Annotated in this window: 21 protein-coding genes; 8 read left to right on the top strand and 13 right to left on the bottom strand. The window is 52.9% G+C overall.

Annotated features, from left to right (window positions below; translation table 11 throughout):
* The first annotated feature begins 1 nt into the window (after window position 1).
* Entirely contained in the window at window positions 2-1195 is a 1194-nt protein-coding gene (locus ACP5VX_RS02435; RefSeq protein WP_428724313.1) for a N2,N2-dimethylguanosine tRNA methyltransferase, read from the top strand.
* Between the two features lie 5 nt (window positions 1196-1200).
* Here the strand turns inward: ACP5VX_RS02435 and ACP5VX_RS02430 are convergent, their stop codons facing one another.
* From ACP5VX_RS02430 to ACP5VX_RS02410, 5 genes are all read right to left on the bottom strand, one after another.
* Complete coding sequence (locus ACP5VX_RS02430; protein WP_428724312.1) at window positions 1201-1623, bottom strand: MarR family transcriptional regulator; 423 nt, start codon at window positions 1621-1623, stop codon at window positions 1201-1203.
* 99 nt (window positions 1624-1722) lie between these two features.
* Entirely contained in the window at window positions 1723-2613 is an 891-nt protein-coding gene (locus ACP5VX_RS02425; protein ID WP_428724311.1) for a transcription initiation factor IIB, read from the bottom strand.
* Complete coding sequence (locus ACP5VX_RS02420) at window positions 2613-2882, bottom strand: H/ACA ribonucleoprotein complex subunit GAR1 (RefSeq protein ID WP_428724310.1); 270 nt, start codon at window positions 2880-2882, stop codon at window positions 2613-2615. Before ACP5VX_RS02420 ends, ACP5VX_RS02425 begins: the two co-directional genes overlap by 1 nt.
* A gap of 281 nt (window positions 2883-3163) precedes the next feature.
* On the bottom strand, window positions 3164-3454 hold the full coding sequence (locus ACP5VX_RS02415; RefSeq protein ID WP_428724309.1) for a signal recognition particle subunit SRP19/SEC65 family protein: 291 nt from the start codon (window positions 3452-3454) through the stop codon (window positions 3164-3166).
* Window positions 3455-3470: 16 nt separating this feature from the next.
* The gene (locus ACP5VX_RS02410) at window positions 3471-3854 is read right to left on the bottom strand and encodes a 30S ribosomal protein S8e (RefSeq protein WP_428724308.1); all 384 of its coding nucleotides are present in this window, start codon (window positions 3852-3854) and stop codon (window positions 3471-3473) included.
* A gap of 131 nt (window positions 3855-3985) precedes the next feature.
* On the opposite strand from ACP5VX_RS02410, the gene uppS reads away from it, so the two are divergent.
* A complete protein-coding gene (uppS, locus tag ACP5VX_RS02405; protein ID WP_428724327.1) occupies window positions 3986-4786 on the top strand; it encodes a polyprenyl diphosphate synthase in 801 nt (266 codons plus the stop codon).
* Here the strand turns inward: uppS and ACP5VX_RS02400 are convergent, their stop codons facing one another.
* The 5 genes from ACP5VX_RS02400 to amrS all read right to left on the bottom strand — a co-directional run bounded on the left by ACP5VX_RS02400 (window position 4787) and on the right by amrS (window position 9688).
* The gene (locus tag ACP5VX_RS02400; RefSeq protein WP_428724307.1) at window positions 4787-5695 is read right to left on the bottom strand and encodes a coiled-coil protein; all 909 of its coding nucleotides are present in this window, start codon (window positions 5693-5695) and stop codon (window positions 4787-4789) included. It abuts the gene before it with no gap.
* Complete coding sequence (locus ACP5VX_RS02395; RefSeq protein ID WP_428724306.1) at window positions 5696-6409, bottom strand: acetate--CoA ligase family protein; 714 nt, start codon at window positions 6407-6409, stop codon at window positions 5696-5698.
* The gene (locus ACP5VX_RS02390; protein ID WP_428724326.1) at window positions 6406-7791 is read right to left on the bottom strand and encodes an acetate--CoA ligase family protein; all 1386 of its coding nucleotides are present in this window, start codon (window positions 7789-7791) and stop codon (window positions 6406-6408) included. The genes ACP5VX_RS02395 and ACP5VX_RS02390 overlap by 4 nt, the downstream gene beginning before the upstream one ends.
* Before the next feature lie 62 nt (window positions 7792-7853).
* Window positions 7854-8633: an ATP/GTP-binding protein gene (locus ACP5VX_RS02385; RefSeq protein WP_428724305.1), complete on the bottom strand. Its 780-nt coding sequence runs from the start codon at window positions 8631-8633 to the stop codon at window positions 7854-7856.
* Window positions 8634-8647: 14 nt separating this feature from the next.
* On the bottom strand, window positions 8648-9688 hold the full coding sequence (gene amrS, locus ACP5VX_RS02380; protein ID WP_428724325.1) for an AmmeMemoRadiSam system radical SAM enzyme: 1041 nt from the start codon (window positions 9686-9688) through the stop codon (window positions 8648-8650).
* 133 nt (window positions 9689-9821) lie between these two features.
* On the opposite strand from amrS, the gene prs reads away from it, so the two are divergent.
* The 4 genes from prs to ACP5VX_RS02360 all read left to right on the top strand — a co-directional run bounded on the left by prs (window position 9822) and on the right by ACP5VX_RS02360 (window position 12937).
* A complete protein-coding gene (prs, locus tag ACP5VX_RS02375) occupies window positions 9822-10721 on the top strand; it encodes a ribose-phosphate diphosphokinase (protein ID WP_428724304.1) in 900 nt (299 codons plus the stop codon).
* The gene (locus ACP5VX_RS02370) at window positions 10718-11716 is read left to right on the top strand and encodes a TRM11 family SAM-dependent methyltransferase (RefSeq protein WP_428724303.1); all 999 of its coding nucleotides are present in this window, start codon (window positions 10718-10720) and stop codon (window positions 11714-11716) included. The genes prs and ACP5VX_RS02370 overlap by 4 nt, the downstream gene beginning before the upstream one ends.
* Window positions 11713-12465, top strand: coding sequence for a ribonuclease Z (locus ACP5VX_RS02365; protein WP_428724302.1), 753 nt, complete (start codon window positions 11713-11715; stop codon window positions 12463-12465). Before ACP5VX_RS02370 ends, ACP5VX_RS02365 begins: the two co-directional genes overlap by 4 nt.
* A gap of 208 nt (window positions 12466-12673) precedes the next feature.
* Window positions 12674-12937: a hypothetical protein gene (locus ACP5VX_RS02360; RefSeq protein WP_428724301.1), complete on the top strand. Its 264-nt coding sequence runs from the start codon at window positions 12674-12676 to the stop codon at window positions 12935-12937.
* Here the strand turns inward: ACP5VX_RS02360 and ACP5VX_RS02355 are convergent.
* The 3 genes from ACP5VX_RS02355 to thpR are packed head-to-tail and all read right to left on the bottom strand — an operon-like array spanning window position 12906 to window position 15627.
* Window positions 12906-13667, bottom strand: coding sequence for a serine/threonine protein kinase (locus ACP5VX_RS02355; protein WP_428724300.1), 762 nt, complete (start codon window positions 13665-13667; stop codon window positions 12906-12908). The genes ACP5VX_RS02360 and ACP5VX_RS02355 overlap by 32 nt on opposite strands.
* A complete protein-coding gene (cca, locus tag ACP5VX_RS02350; RefSeq protein ID WP_428724299.1) occupies window positions 13655-15064 on the bottom strand; it encodes a CCA tRNA nucleotidyltransferase in 1410 nt (469 codons plus the stop codon). The genes ACP5VX_RS02355 and cca overlap by 13 nt, the downstream gene beginning before the upstream one ends.
* The gene (gene thpR, locus ACP5VX_RS02345) at window positions 15061-15627 is read right to left on the bottom strand and encodes an RNA 2',3'-cyclic phosphodiesterase (RefSeq protein ID WP_428724298.1); all 567 of its coding nucleotides are present in this window, start codon (window positions 15625-15627) and stop codon (window positions 15061-15063) included. The genes cca and thpR overlap by 4 nt, the downstream gene beginning before the upstream one ends.
* Window positions 15628-15711: 84 nt before the next feature.
* Between thpR and ACP5VX_RS02340 the strand changes: the two genes are divergently transcribed.
* Entirely contained in the window at window positions 15712-16287 is a 576-nt protein-coding gene (locus ACP5VX_RS02340; RefSeq protein ID WP_428724297.1) for an AAA family ATPase, read from the top strand.
* A complete protein-coding gene (locus ACP5VX_RS02335; RefSeq protein ID WP_428724296.1) occupies window positions 16247-16636 on the top strand; it encodes an RNA-binding domain-containing protein in 390 nt (129 codons plus the stop codon). Before ACP5VX_RS02340 ends, ACP5VX_RS02335 begins: the two co-directional genes overlap by 41 nt.
* Window positions 16637-16659: the final 23 nt, after the last annotated feature.

The following is a 16659-nucleotide window of genomic DNA, read 5'->3' as shown; positions in this document are numbered from 1 at the left end:
CATGACTAGCAGGCTGTTAAGTAAAACCATCGTAGTGGAAGAGGGCTTAGCAAAAGTATACGTGCCCGACCTCTCAGAGTACGTGAGAGAGGACGGAGTGATAGAGCCGTCCTGGATGCCCGTATTTTACAACCCCTCGGCTAAGTTCTCTAGGGATGTAACCGTACTCGTCGCGAAGACGTACTTTAGTGGTAGGGAGTTCTTCTTTCTCGACCTTCTCTCGGGTACTGGCGTGAGAGGAATAAGACTGTCGCTTGAGGCGGGAGGTGTAGGGATACTGAACGACGTGGACCCACGGGCATACGACTACATAACCGAGAACATCAAGTTCAACAAACTGGACGACAGACTCACAGCGTTTAATATGGAGGCCAACGCTCTAGCCAACCTCTTGACCTTCACGGGTGTAGTCATTGACTACGCCGATGTAGACCCCTACGGCTCGCCAATACCCTTCCTCGAGAGCGTTCTAAAGCCGTTGGGGAAGAAGGCACTGCTGGGCGTCACAGCCACAGACAAGGGACCCCTGACTTGCGTTAACAAGGAGAAGACGCTCAAGAGGTACTGGCTAGAGTGCCACAACGTCGACTTCGCGAACGAGCTTGGGATAAGAGTTTTGACGTACGTTACAGCCTTGAGGGCCTCAGCCCTTAACTACGCTATCACACCCCTACTGTACCTCAGTAAGGCCCACTACTACCGCGTCTTCTACCTGGTCGAGCGTAGGAACCCGTACGAGGAGATCTCTAGGTGTAAAGGGTACATATGGTACTGTCCAGACACCCTTGAGAGGGGGCTCTCGAAGACCAGCGAGCCGGCTGCGAGTTGCAGAGGGGGTAGGAGGCCCATAGTGATTGGCCCCCTATGGGTGTGCCCGCTGGGCAGCAAGGAGTTTGTTGACCGAGTAGTCGAAAACCTCGAGAAGACACCTTATCTAAAGAACAGAGACATGCTGAAGTACGTTAACTTATTGAAGAGCGAGGTCGAGGTGAACGTCCCGTACGTAAGGCTGGATCTCCTCTGCAAGAGAGTTGGAGTCAACATGCCGAACATGGACTCACTCGTCGAGAGGCTGAGGAGCATGGGTTTCAAGGCCTCGAGGACGCACCTGGACTACAGGGGTGTGAAGACCGACGCTCCTCTAGACGTTTTGACGAGCGCCATACGGGAGACGAGTAGAGCTGGCTCCTCGTGACTGGCTCAACGCGTGCTTTTGGATTGCCTGCTTCTTAAGACCCACTCGTTTATGAACTGGCAGTTCACCGGGTCGTAGAACCCGCCTTCATAGCACCTGTTGATGAAGGGGCAGGATACGCACGGTATGTCGAGCACCTCGTCAACCAACTTGCTTACAACGAGCCTCCCGAGACGCCCAGCCTGGAGACCTGTCTTCTGTACCCTGGCTAAAGTGTCCGCTACGAGTGTAATTCTGTAAGTCCTCTTACCCTTGTATGTAACGGGCTCTCTCTTAATGACCCCTTCCTCCTCGAGCTTCTTCAAAGCCTTAGACAACTCCTTACTGGTCAACCCGAGCTCTTTCCACAACTCGCTCTGCAGAACATCCTTGCCCTCGTTTGAGAGCAAGAACCCGATTATTCTCTCGCTTACTGAATCCTTCGACATGAAAATTCGACCTGTCACTGAAGTCGCTGTTGAGCCAATATTTTATTCTATCATTAGAGGCTTATAATTTGACATGAGAAAAACGCGAAACCGCTGGAACTACATCGAGATCACTATGTCCAGGTTTCTCACTATCTCGCTATAGGAGTTCCTGATCGCTACATCGGTCAACCCTACCGTCCTTGCGATGTCTAGTTGAGTCCTCCTATTCCCCGTCAGGATGGCGGCCACGTAAACGGCTGAGGCTGCGAGACTTGAAAGCCCTTTACCGCTCACGAGCCCCGTACTCGTGACTTCTGCCACGATTTTATTGGCGACGAACTCGACCTCCGGGGGTAGGCCAGAGCTCTTCACTATGTAGGAGATGATCGTTTGGGGCTCGTTCCTCGCCAGTTTCTTGTTTAGGTTCTTGACAGACTCGCTAACCATCTTAATAGCATTCCACACCTCCTGCGGTTCGAGCCCGAGCTCGGCAGCGAACTGCTTAAACGGTCTTGGGTAGCCGTGGATCTTGTAAGACAGGTACAGCGAGGCCGCGGCCAGCCGCTTGAGCGTCTTCTCCTTAAAGTTCTTGCCTGTGACCGCCTCTCTGAGAATTTCGCCCGCAGTCTCGGCGACCGCGGTGGGCGGCTTTACCAGCTTGACTAGGTCGTTGAGGTGCTTGAGCGCCTTTTCGACGATCCTCTCGCTCTTACTGACCCTGACGTCTTTCTGTCTCGCGACCCAGCCCCTACCCTCTTTCACGTGGTTGACAATTTTACCGGCTATCTCTGTCCCCCCGATACCTCGGTCGTGGACCCTGTTCGTGAAGGAGCCGCTTACTCTAGGTGTGTCCTCGTCCTTTATCAGAGTCTCAATACCGTAGTCAATAGGTTTATCATCTAGGACTGTTCCGCAAACAGGACAAACATATGCGTTCTCAGAGTAGTCGAAGACTATGTTTTGATTGCCGCACACAGGACATCTCAGAACAGCCGTCTCGATCTTCATCACTGGGTCTCGCCCCCTTGCTTCCTAGCGCCCTTTCTCTTAGCTGGCTCGTAGTATACGTTGTAGTCGCGTATTGTAGAGGCCAGGTCCCTAGACTCTAGTTTAACAATTATCCTAGGGTCGTCGACTCTCCCTATTATGTCGACTATTTTTCCGAGCCTCCGAAGATTGGAGTCGTAAACCAGGCTGCCTATGAGATCCTCCCGGACGTTCACAGATGGTCTTACCACCAGGATCCCGTTCTTACCCACGACTTCTACGAAACCCAAGCGCCTCAAACCCTGACTAAACCTCCTGTGGTAATACCCTGTTGACACAGTATTTAACCCGGGACCCTATAATACCTACGACGCGACTATTTTTTGTAGTATTGTTTCTCTCAATCGGGTGTTGGAATAAGGACGTAATACACCATATATGAGATACACCCACGTAATACGACATAATCGTTTGGAGAGGCGGGTTTCGCAGTTACAACCCGAATTTCGAGTAGGCCTCCCTTATGGGGGGCTGGTTTAAGCGTACTCGGGTGCTGGGATGTTGAAAGCCCCTAGCCCCTCATCTTCTTCAACTCCATGGATAATAGCTTGAGAAGCCTTGTCTTGTTAAAAACTTTGTTCACAACGACTCTACCAGCCTTCCTCCACATTCGAGGGTACTTCTTGTCTGCCTCGACCTCCACCTCAAACCCTAGGCGCCGGGCTGCTTTCTCGATCTCCTCTAACGTGGGGTTCGGGACGCAGATCGACTTCGAGACTCTCCTCCCCATCCTGCGTGTACTCGAACAATCGATGTAGTGAGGGTATATGACGACCTTTCTTTTCTCGTACTCCCTACTCACTACGACACCGTGTACTCTACTTTACTAAGACCCCGTTCAAAACTCCGTCTTGCCCTGGCCTCGAAACGATTTTGACCAGACCTACCTCAGTCTTAACGATCGCACCTTTAACGATTATCTTAGACCTCGCCAACTGGGGGTTGGACGGGACGTCCACGACGTCTAGGATCTTGACTTTCTTTACACGCTTCTCTTCTGGTAGGTAAACATTGACGTAGGCTGCTTTCTTCAGCTTCACCTTGATGTTCCCACCCATCGTCCTAACGATCTTCCTCTCCTCCTCTTCTGCCAGGGTTGTGTTGATGGGTGGGCCTCCTAACTCGTATTTCCTCTTGTCCCTGTGTCGTCCCTTCTTACCCCCTGTTATCTTTTTGAAGTCGTTACCTTGGTAGTACGACATTAACAGCACCTTCCACTTTCTAGAGTTAGAAGCCGCCTTATAAACTTCTTTAAGTTGTGAACCTATGTATAAAACCTGGCAAAGTTCAGGGAAGCAGAGACATGCGGAAATTACTCGCCTCTTCTCAGAGAATGCTCGAGAGACTAGCTTTCAGGGTACTAAGCTTCTTCGAGAAAAGAGTTCTTGAAGACATCTACGAGAGGTGGCTGTGGCTCCAGATCAAAGACGGCCCGTTCCCTACGCACATAGGCATAATCCCTGACGGCAACCGTAGGTGGGCCAAAGAGCGCGGTCTAGACCCCTTAACAGGGCATGAGACCGGCTACGAGAGGATTAAGGAGGTCTTGAACTGGATCTGGGAGCTCGGTGTTAGGTACGTAACGATCTATGCTATGAGTAGCGAGAACTGCAGGTTCAGGAGCCGCGAGGAGTTCTATCACCTGCTCTCCCTGCTCAGGAGGGGGATTAGAGAGATGCTGGAGTCGGGCGAGATCGATAAGAAGAGGATCAGAGTCAAGGTGATCGGAGATCTAGACATGCTCCCACCGGACCTTGTCGACGAGATCAGGAAGCTCGAGGAGAGGAGTAGCTCGTACAAGGACAGGACTTTGATGATCGCCGTATGTTACGGCGGTAGACACGAGATAGTCGAGGCCGTTAAGAAGATTATTAAAGACTACGAGGCGGGGAAGATTAGCCTAGACGAAATAAACGAGGAGACTTTCTCGAAATACTTGATGACCAGCGATATCCCAGACCCTGACTTGATTATAAGGACGAGCGGGGAAGTGAGGATAAGCAACTTCTTGTTGTGGCAGGCCGCCTACAGCGAGCTCTACTTCTGCGATGCTTACTGGCCTGAATTCAGGAAAATAGACTTCTGGAGAGCAATAAGGAGCTACCAGGCCCGCGAGAGAAGGTTTGGGAGGTGATCACGACTCTTCGCTCAACTCGTCGGGGTTCGAGTAGAGCAACTTAAGATCCTCGAACGTGAGCTTCTTAACACCCGACTTCAACTTCTCTTCGACTTGCCTCTTCTTCTCCTCGATTATCTTAGAGGTCTTCGCTCTTCTCAGCTCTTCTAGCTTCTTGTTATATAGCTCCCTTAACTCCCCTAGTTTAGACCTGTACTTCTCGATTTCGCCGTTAATTTCGTCTAGCCTCTTCTGCTTCTCGTTTATCGTGTTCGTTAGGTCGTTAACAGCTTTCATCTTTTCGGCCAACTCTTGCCTCATCTTCGTGAGACTCTCTTTAGCTTTCCCAACCTCCTCCGTCAACACGCCTATTTTGTTCCTCAGGTCGTTTATTTGTACACGCAGTGATGTTATGTACGCTCTCAGTTCCAGGTACTGGTTCCTCTCGTTCACAGCCCTACGCGCCTTCTCGAGTAGCCTCTCGTAGCGTTTTATCCTATTGATGATCTCGTTTTCCTGCTCGAGTGATAGAACTCTCGTCTGCAGACTCCACTCGAGCCTGTTTATCTCGTCGACGATAGCGCTTATAGGTATCCTGACCTCCTTGTTCAGGTTCTCTACCTCGATCTTCTTGCTTCTAGCTAGCTCTATAAGAGAAGAGTACTCCTCCTTCTTCGACTTCAGCTCCCCGATTAGTCTCCTCCTCTCCTCCACCAGCCCCTTGTACTTCTCCTTCAGACCCTTGTACTCCTCCTTTAGTTTTTTGATGCTCTCGATCAGCCCTCTACGCTGGGACCTCAGAGTTTTCAGCTCTGCTATTAGCCCGGCTCTCTGCTCTTTAAGCTGAGATATCAAAGCCCTAGTCTTGGAGATCTCGTCCCCTATTGCCGTAAGAGACTGATCCCCGTTAAAGCCGTTCTCGGCCACTCAACGATTCACCACACCAGCTCTACTGACTATGACTCTAGCGTCGACAACAACCGCCCCACGGCTATAGGCTATCACAGGATTTAAATCAACCGAGACAATATAAGGATTATCCTCCATCAATTTAGAGAGCGATACGATCATGCCGGCAATAGCATCCTTGTCCACGGGGGGTTGCGACCTGTACCCTTCGAGTATTCTACTCGCCTTGATCTCCCCTAGCATCTCGATAGCGTCCTGGTAACTGACGGGAGCCACTCTGAAGGTGACGTCTTTTAGAACTTCCACGAATATACCGCCGAGCCCGAACATAATGACTGGGCCGAACACCTGGTCGCGTGTAGCACCAATAATCACCTCTACGCCTGGCGGCATCATTTTCTGCACGAGGAAGCCTGTCAGCCTAGCCCCCGGTTGCCTCTCCCTGACGTTTTTCGTTATAGCCTCGCAAGCACGCTCGACTTCCTCGCCGCTCTTCAAGCCTAGTACAACACCGCCAACGTCTGTCTTGTGGCTAATATCGGGCGAGACGACCTTTACAACGACCGGGTAACCAATCTTGTCTGCGACCTCCCTGGCCTCACGGCCGCTCTCCGCGAAGCCGTAGTCGGCAACTTTGATGCCGTACAGCTCCATTAACCTCATTGCCTCGTGCTCGAGTAGCTTAGACCTCCCCTCTCTCAGCGCCGCCTCGACGATACTGCCGGCGTTCAAGACACGCCACCTTGCATTCTAATTCGCGAGTAAGTATATAAAGCACTCAAAGCCCTCGCAAGCCTCTCGGGGGACTCGAACACCGGTATGCCGTTCTCCTCGAGGAACTTCTTGTACTTCAGCGCGAGCTCTCCTCCTATTAGGACTACAAGCAGAGGTTTGCCGTACACCTTGGCCTTCACAAGGTATTCGAAGAGCTCGCCTCTCAGGCCCGGGATCTGGGGTAGAGCTACTACGACGACCGCGTCCACGTCGTTTCTCGGCAGCAGCTCGTTCAACACGGTAATGAACCTCTGGTCGTCTGTATCACCTGTCAAGTCTATCGGGTTCTCGACTATGCAGTGAGGCGGGAGAACACTCCTCAGTCTCTCTTTGAGGTCGGGTGGCGTCTGCGGTACCTCGAGGCCGTTGAGCTCGATGGCGTCTGTTAACATCACTCCTACACCACCTGCGTCTGTCACGATGTAGACCCTCCTACCCTTCATCAACGGCTGCGTGGACAGGACCTTGACGAGGTCCATAATCTCGTCGAAGCTGACAGCCTCTAGTAGCCTGCTCTGCTTGAAGACCGTTACGTAAAGATTGTAGTCGCCGGCTAAGGCTGCCGTGTGGCTGGCTGCGGCGATACCCCCTCTCTTGGTCTTACCCGCCTTGTAGACGACGACGGGCTTAATCCTTGAAACCTTCCTCGCGGTGTCGATGAAGTCTCTTCCCCGCCCTTCTCTGACGCCCTCTAAGTAGAGGAAAATAACGTTGGTGGTGGGGTCCTCCGCTAGGTAGTTCAGCAGCTCGACCTCGTCTACGTCGATCTTGTTCCCGAAGCTTATGGCCTTCGAGACGCCGTAGCCGTGGTGCGCCATCCAGTCAAGCAACGCCGACGCGAAAGCACCGCTCTGGCTTATCACACTCACGTAACCCCTGGGTGGCCTCCTCATTTTGTCTTCTGGAAGGAAGAAGGTGTCGACGCCGCTCCAGTTGTCTAGCACCCCTATACAGTTGGGCCCTATCACCCTAATACCGTGTTTAGCGGCGATCCGCTTTACCTCGTCCTCGAGCATGGCACCCTCTTGAGTACCGGTCTCCCTGAACCCCCCGCTTATTATTATAGCGCCCTTCACGCCTTTGACGCCCGCGTCTTCCAGTACCCCAGGGACTGTCCTAGCGGGGGTGGCTATCACTACTAAGTCCACTCGCCCCGGTATCTCCTGTACGCTCGCGTAGGCCTTTAGCCCGAGGATCTCCTGGTAGTGCGGGTTAACCGGGTATATCTTGCCCTTGAACTTGTTCTTGAAGTTCTCTAGTATTACCCTGCCTACCTTACCCTCCTTAGGGGTCGCCCCCACAACCGCTACGCTCGAGGGGTTGAAGAAGAAATCGAGCACCGAGAGCACCACTATCACGTAATTCGGGCGAGGTAAAATAAGTTTTGTCTACTAATCACGAGTCAGAGAACGGGGTTGGGCTCCTCTGTGTAGTAGTCCTCGCCGCCCGCCAGTACCCGCTGTAGGGCTGCATAGAGCTCGTCGAGACCTTCTCCCGACACGTTCGAGACTTTCACGACATCGAAGAGCATGAGCTTCTCGAGCAGTAACTCTATCTCGTCTTTACTCCATATGAGGTAACCCGGCGAATTGAGCGCCTCGGCCAGACTGTAGGGGTCTTCGAGGTACTCGCCTATCTTATCCAGCTCGTCGCCGGGTATCAAGTCCGTCTTCGTAACTACGTTTATCTGCGGGTATGCCAACCTGGCGTGGACAGAGGCCGATAAGAGGAGCGACGACAACAGGTTGTTTGGGTTTACGGCCTGGAGACCGTCGATTAGGAACAAGGAGGCTCTCCTGTTATCACCTATTATCGAGTTGAGTATTATCGGCCCCGTCTCCCTAAACGCGAACACCTCCATCTGACCCGGGGTGTCTATTATGAAGTAGTTTGGGCGGAGCCCCTCGATTTCCTCTTTTAGGTCGTTTATTTTCAGAGCCAGCATATCCATCGAGGCTATGAGAGCTCCATTAGGCCCGAGCCCGTACTTCTCCATGACCTCACGCGCGTCGACGTAGTCCCTCACGTCTACGTCCGGGTCATAGGGTAGTTTTTCCACGGCCGGATCGAGGTTCACGATCGCCGCATCTAGGCTGTGGTCTTCCAGGTACTCGCGTAGACTCCCAGACAAGGTCGTCTTGCCACTGCCTGCTGTGCCCAGCACCACGATGTAATATGGCATGAGCTACACCTGCATTAGATGTAGAAGAGCCTCCTACCAGCACTGCCCCAGTACTTCCCTTTGAAGTTCAGCTTGTACCCGCACTTGGGGCAGGTAAAGTCTTCTTTTAAGCTCCACTTGGTGATGAAGAACCCCTCTCTTTCGACAACAAGGGTGCCACACCTAGGACAATACGTGTTCTCTAGGGGGTGCCCCCACACGTTGCCTATATACACGTGCTTCAAGCCCTGCTCTTTGGCCAGTTTCGCCAGCTTCTCTAACGTCTTGGTAGGCGTAGGGGGCACGTCAGTCATGAGGTAGTCTGGGTGGAACCTCAAGAGGTGGAACGGCGTCTCGTCGCCGAGGTTTTCTACTATCCACTTGCTCAACTTTACTACGTCCTCTTCTCGGTCCCCGTAGACCGGTACCACCAGGTTCGTGATCTCGATCCACCAGCCTTGCCTCTTCATCTCGAGGATTGTGGAGTATATAGGGGAAGGGTCCCACACACCCATGAACTTCCTGTAGAACTCGACGTTGCCACCAGCCTTGAAGTCCACAGTAGCAGCGTCCATGTAAGGCCCGATCTCCCTAACGGCCTCTTCGGTCATGTACCCGTTCGTTACCATCGTGTTGAACAGCCCGTGCTTCTTCGCCAGTTTAGCAGTATCGTACATGAACTCGTAGAACACGGTCGGCTCGTTGTATGTGTAGCTTATCCCCTGACAGCCCAGCTGTAGAGCCCTCTCTACGACCTCCTCAGGTTCGAACGGCTCCCCGTATAGCCTCTCTCTCCTAGACTGGCTCAAAACCCAGTTCTGACAAAACCTGCAGTAGAAGTTGCAACCGACAGTCGATATAGAGAAAACACAGGCGCCAGGGTTGAAATGCATTAGGGGCTTCTTCTCTATTGGATCAGGGTTGGCGGCTGTCAGTAGACCGTAGACTAGCGTGTACAGAACACCGTCCTTGTTATACCTGACGCCGCAGGCCCCGTACGCCCCGGGTACTATCACGCACCTCTTGTGGCAAAGATTACACTTGACACGCCCTCCATCGAGGCGCTGGTAAAACATCGCCTCTCTTACACCAGGTCTCTCAAGCAAATACACCTAAACACCCTTCAATGTGTATTGATTAGAGAGTCTCATAAACGTGTGGTTACGATTTATTATTCCCGTGCTCTATTCCTCTCTTGGTGAGACCTCTTTGCTGATCGTACCGGGATCCAACTTCACAAGGCAGTCGATGGAGCTGGCTAAGCGCCTCGGGGCAGAAGTGGTCGAAGTCGAGAAGAAAGTCTTCCCCGACGGAGAGCTTTACGTGAGGCTCAGAGACGTGCCGCCCGACCTCGGCTCAACCTGCGTCGCAGTAGCAAACACTATGTACCCGAACCAGGACACAGCTCTAGTCGAGACACTCCTGCTATTAAACGCGGTTCACAAGGCGGGCGGGAAAAACGTTGTTCTCGTCGCACCATATCTCCCGTACATGAGGCAAGACAAGGTGTTTCTCCAAGGAGAGCCCGTTTCAGCGGAAGTAGTCCTAGAGGTGTTAACGAGAACAATAAAACGGGGTCTGGTAGTCGATGTACACAACCCAAGCGTTCTCGAGAATAGGCCTTGGACCAATATACTCGTATCCGACATGCTAGTAGCCCAGGCTTTGAAGTACGTCAACGACCCCATTGTCATGGCCCCGGACAAGGGGGCCTTGGAGAGAGCCGGTTTTGCTGCCAGCAAGCTGAACCTAGAGTTCGACTACTTGATAAAAGAGAGAGACAGAGTGACCGGTGAAGTCACCGTGAAGCCGAAGAGCGTGAGCGTGGCGGGGAGAGACGTGGTGATCGTAGACGACATAATAAGTACCGGCGGGACGTTGGCGGAGGCCGCTAAGTTCCTGCGCTCGCAAGGAGCCCGCAGGATCGTCGTGGCAGCCACGCACGGCCTGCTGGTCGGGGGAGCCATGAGGAAAATAGAAGAGGCCGGGTTCTCTAAAATAATACTCGCAGACACTTTGGGAGTCACTCACAACAGCCCGAGCATCCTTTACGTAAGCGTTGTGGAGAGAATTAGCGGCCTCCTGAGAGAGGTTTGTTTAGAGAGATGAGTACTCTCTACTACATCTTGTCGGGCGAGAACGAGGACGTCTCTGAAAGCGAGCTCAAGACTCTCCTGGAACTCTACGACGGTGGACACAGCGTCTTCTGCTGGCCGCTGATATGCGTGGTGAGACACTCGAATGAGAATGCGTGGGCAAAGGTTGCTGAGAGAGCCAGCAATGTTCGGGAGGTCGGCCAAGTATACGACTTCGAACCTCTATCCGGCTGGGAGGACGTGAATTTACTAGCCAGTAAGCTGAGGGACCTAGCGAAGGGCTTCGAGTGGATCCACGTAACACAGCTCCACGGTTACTTGGAGGACGAGGAGCTGAAGAGGCTAGAGGGGGTGTTAGAGGAGAAAACCGGGCTAACAACCAAGTACCGTCGGGGTCCCTCTCTAAGGCTCATTTTCTCGGGCGGGGTTGTCGTAGTGGGTAGGACGCTATTCAGGGCTAAACGCAGACCGCTCTATACAAAGGTCTTCGACAGGAGTTTCGCCATCACTCCGTCACTCGCGAGAACTCTAATAAACCTCTCAGCGGTCAAAGAGGGCGGGGTCCTACTCGACCCCTTCGCCGGAACAGGGACGATAATCCTGGAGGCGCGCTCGATCGGGGTGGTCGGAATAGGGTTGGACATAGACTGGAGTATTATAAACGGCCTCGCGAGGAACCTGAGGCACAACAAGAACCCTTCTATACCCGTTTTGTCGGACGGGACTCGCGCCTCCTTCGCGAACATCGACGCCGTTGTCACCGACCCGCCCTACGGTAGAGGGGCTAGCACTAGGGGGGTTGAACTACGGGAGCTCCTCGAGAACTTCCTATCCAGGTCTCTCGAGAGTGTGGTTAAGTGGGGGAGGGTCGTGTTCATGGTCCCAGCGGAGGCCGAGCTCGAAGTAGACGACATAGTCACGCGTGTAGGTGGTTTAATAAAGAGTAAACACTATATGTACGTTCACAGTAGTCTAGCCCGAGTAATATACGTGGTCGTACCGGTTTGAACAGTAGGATTGTTTTCCTCGGCACGGGGGCGGCCATACCCATCAATAGGGGTCTACCCTGCGTAGCCCTCAAAGTAAACTCGTCGATCTACCTGCTAGACGCAGGTGAGGGCTGCCAACACAGGCTTTTCAAAGCAGGGCTCAGCCCACTCAAGGTCAAGACCGTCTTCATAACGCACGGTCACGGAGACCACTACCTCGGCCTCTTCGGCTTAATACAGTCAATGAACCTGCTGGGGAGGGATAGCGAGCTAAACGTGGTGGCACCAGAGCAGGTAGCACACCTGATTAGTGGAGTCCTCGAGAATATGTTGGAGAAAGTGGGCTTCAAGATCAACATCGTGGTTGGCAAAACAGGAGAAGTGTACAAGGAGGACGACCTCGAGGTAACCCCATACCCGGTGTGCCACACCGTAGAAGCCCACGGCTACTTGGTCAGAGTCGGGGACAAGACTGTGAGCTACACAGGCGATACCAGGCCTTGCCCCAGCATAGTGGAGTACTCGAAGAACGCAAGCATCCTAATACACGAGGCTACATTCGCGAGCGAGTACTCGGAGGAGGCACTGAAGCAAGGGCACTCTACAGCAAGGGACGCTGCTTTAGCCGCTAGAGAGGCCGATGTAGGGTTGCTAGTGCTCACACACCTTAGCTCTAGGTACAAGGACGAGACCGCGATTTTTGTTGACGCGTACAGGTTCTTCAAGAAGTTGGTCGTGGCAAGAGACTACATGACCCTTATACTCTAGCCGTTCAACTCGTCAGCTCTAAATTAGTTTCGCCTTACTGCTTCGGGATTTAAAGGAGACGGCTTTTACTACATTACACAGCTTATTTAAAAACTCGAATACTACTTCATGGATAGCCACGGGAATGGTTTAAACACGAGAGTAAATTAATATGTACCTACTCCTTATACCGCGGTATTACCCGCTTATTATACTTCGGTGTATTCTGATGCCAATCAAGTACGTGTGCAGCCACTGTGGTGAGGTCATTTTCGAGTTCAAATATGTGGGGCAGGACTACTACGGTATCCCCACTCCTCAGGAGGTCTACAACCTTTACGGCGGCGTATGCCCCCACTGCCACAACGAGCTGAGGATTCCCACAGTGAAGGACATCACGATCAGGCCTAGGCTCTACAGCCTCAAGCTGGCCAGAATACCTACAAGTGTCTCTGCCAGTACTATAGCTGTACCAGCCCAAGGCAGCGCTTGACGTTAATCAGGTTTTCTTCGTTCACAGAGTTCTTGTACGCCCTGAGCTTCTCCAGCACAGCCTCCTCTTTTATGTCGAGCGCCCTCTTGAGCTGGTCGGAGTACTTGAACCTGTAGAGGAGGTACGAGACGAGCTGTGTTAGATTAGAGGGCTTACCGCTACGGCTCGCGGACTCCCAGTCCAGTACCTTCACGCCACTATCGCACACCATAATGTGCGAGCCAGGCCTGTTTAGCTCTCTATGATATAAGCCGTGCTTGTCGAGGAGGAATAGAGCGTCGATCACTCTCGACAATGCTCTCCTTACCCCCTCGACGTCCCCTCTCGCGATCAGCCTAGCCAGGTCCTCTTCGAAGGGGGCGCATCTGCTCGAGTCGAGGTACTCCATGAAAACGTAGTCGTCATCGTAGTAGTACACTCGTGGCGCGACTCCGAGCGAGCTCGCATAGGAGAGGAGCTCCCCTTCTGTGGCGAGACTTGCCCTGCGGCTATCCAGCCTCCTTACCTTTAGAGCGCCCAGTCCGTGTACAGCGTGTAGTGCTAGTACAACTACTGAGGTGTAACCTTTTCCCAATATCCTGATCCCCTGGAAGGGTGTGCCCTCTTCGACTACGCCTAGAAAGCCCGCCCTCACCAGTCTCGAGACGCGAGAGCTTAGCTCGGCGCAACTCGGTTTAGGGAAGCACAGTACTCTAGAGACGTAAGTGTCCTGCTTATCTAACTCATGCACTCGAGAAGCCAAGACTCGACCTTCCCCAGCGTTGCCCGCAGGAACTCTTCACCGTACTTGGAGGTTATCTCCCTGAGCTTAGTAAGTGTGAGCTCGTAGATGACGGGCCTGCTAGACTTGAAGTGGGGTGATACAAGGTATTCGCGCTGTTTACTCTCTAGTAGTTCGACAGCCCGTAGAACAGGTCTTTTGGAAATCGACATCAGCCTGCCATCCCTATCCAACCACAACTTAACGGACTTACCAATGTGCTTCGAGATAAAGTCTGAAACTCTGTCGAGCTCGGAGAAGGGCGGTCCCTCGTACAACTTATACGCAGGTTTAACGCACTCGTCGAGCTCTACCACTATGACCCCTTTCCTGGAGTCGTCCGTCCAGGCCGACGAGTGGTAGACTACGAAGTCGTGCCCAGACAGTAGTTTTACACAGCGGTCTCTAACCCTGTCGACTTCGCCCCATACAACCTCGGGTGGAAGCGGTTTTTCAGACTCGACCTCGACTACAACGATACACCTACTGCCCAGCGACCTCTCGAGAGCCTCGACGTCGTACTCTACACGGTTTTCGAAGAAGGTCTTACTCGGGCGTCTCAGGAAGCACTTCGAAGCCAGTATGAACCTCGCCAGCTTCTCGAAGCTCACGGCCGCGGTGACGTTCCTTCCGTGGTCCACGGGGTCTGGCATGTAGATAACGCTGTCAGGGTACTTCTTCGTGAGTATCTCCACGGCTCTCCTGAACAACCCCTCCTCGCCCAGCGTGTTCACATATACCGGAGGCCTCCACTCGGATGCCGCGCGCAGTACGTTTAGGAAACCCCCATAGGCTATCACTAGTAGCTCCACAGCGTAACCTGAAAACCCCTTCGTCTTTATCTCGGCCCCGTACGAGCCGATACCCTTCATAAATTTCTTGAGTAGCCTCACGTCGTTGTTTAAACCGCCCTTTAGATGGGAGTTCACAAACTCCGTGTGGAAGGGTGTCCTATCCACGGCCGTCCTTATTCGAGACGGGGAACTCAACTTGTAGGCCGGGACTATGTCTGCCTCGACGTCATCCACGAATAATCTAATATAGGGGTGCTCGGCGTACCTTATCTCGACCCTGCCGACGTCTCTTACAGCCTCCTTGATTAGTTCGAAGCCCTTGGTCTTCACGTCCGCGACAGACCAGTCCTCGGGGTACAAGACGAAGACGTCGATGTCTCGATCCCCCCTGAGCCAGGTGTCGTGCGCCACGCTACCCTGGAGGGTGACCTCGGCCGAGACGTTGTTCCTTCTTAGGTGCTCTTCTAACCTGTTCTTGATGACCTCGTAAACTCTTCTGATCTTCTCTCTCTCGTCGGGCGTCGGGGTGATCTCGTCCAATACGCTCTTCAGCAGAGTCTCGAGGTCTGTCACTTCAGCAGCTCGACCTCGCACACGTCTTTATATATCGGCCCCCTTGGTGTGAGGAAGCTCTCCTTTAACACGACCCTGTCCGCTGTGAAACTCCCGAAGTCGACACCGGTAGAGGCCTTTATCAGCCTGACGAGCTCACTTATACCTCTATTACTCTTAACCCTCGCGAGAGTTACGTGGGGGATGTACTCCTCCCTGTCCGGCTGAATACCTAGCTTTCTTAGCTTCTCCTCGTAGAAGTCGTGTATTTTGGCTAGCTCGCTCGTGCCCTCTGATACCCCGGCCCATACGACCCTAGGTCTATCAACCGAGGGGAAGGCGCCTACACCGCTAACATGTACAGGGAAAACCTGGTGCCTTAGGCTTTTCACGATGTCGCATACACGAGATACGACCTGGTCGTCCACTTCACCTATAAACCTTATCGTGATGTGCAAGTTCTCCTCCTCGACGGGTTTGACGTCAGCCCCTGTTGACACGATCTCTCTAATGTACTTCACTAGGTTAGCGAGCACCTGCTTATCGCTTATGTCGACAGCTATGAATATCCTGTGTAACGGCACGTCAGCGACACCTTCGCCGTGTAACTCTAGATAAATACAAGGTTTGATATATTCGATTAATAGGCTTTTACCACGTGGTCTGAGATGATACTGGTACTCTTGACCGGAATGCCTGGAGCAGGGAAGAGTATAGTTGTGAAAGCGGCAGAGGAGATGGGCCTGCCGGTTGTCAGCATGGGCGACATTGTTAGAGAAGAGACCTTGAGAAGGTACGGGGTTATCACCCCCGAACTCATGCTGAAGACTTCTTCGGAGCTCAGAAGAGAGCACGGAGACGACTACATCGCGCTCAAGACCATAGAGAGACTCCCGAGGAAGAGCGAGGTCGTAGTCGTAGACGGTGTTAGAAGCCTGGTCGAGGTTGAGGCCTTCAGAAGAGTAGGTGATACGGTGATAGTAGCCGTACACGCCTCCCCGAAAACCAGGTTTAAGAGACTCCTTAAAAGAAACAGGCCAGGGGACCCCAAGAGTATAGAGGAGTTTAACGCCAGGGACTCCCTTGAGCTGAGCTTCGGGATCGGCTCGGTTATAGCCCTAGCCGACTACCTCATAGTCAACGAGGGGAGTTTCGAGGAGGCGTATAAGGAGGCTAAGAAGATACTAAGCAAGGTGGTCTCGGATGCCAAGGGTAACAGTGGAGGCCGAAGTACGTCCGACTGAAAGCGTAGAGAAGGTCAAGAAGGCGGTTCAGAACTTCTTCGCGGGGGATTTAGTGGTTCTAGAGGTAAGAGAGGGCTGGTTCATAGTGAGAGGGGTTTCGGACAGCATCGAATCCCTGCGTGCTCTGCGGGACAGGGCGAGGGCTGAGGGGATAGAGCCTGCTCTGAGGAGCTACCTCGTCAAGAACAGGAGGGGGAATACGACAAGCCTCATGCTACACAAACAAGCAGCGTATGTTGGCAGGATATCACTAATAGACACCCCGAAGGAGTCCCCCCTAGGCCCAATTACGATAACTATAGAGGGCGACGACCTAGACCAGTCGATCGATTACTTAACCAGCTCGTAGAAGTTCCGGCGTCCTGGTCAGTC

The sequence above is a fragment of the Thermogladius sp. genome (genome assembly GCF_049970955.1).
Taxonomy (GTDB): Archaea; Thermoproteota; Thermoprotei_A; order Sulfolobales; family Desulfurococcaceae; genus Thermogladius.
Note: the sequence above shows the minus strand (reverse complement) of the source record. Positions and strands in the feature narration are given on the sequence as shown.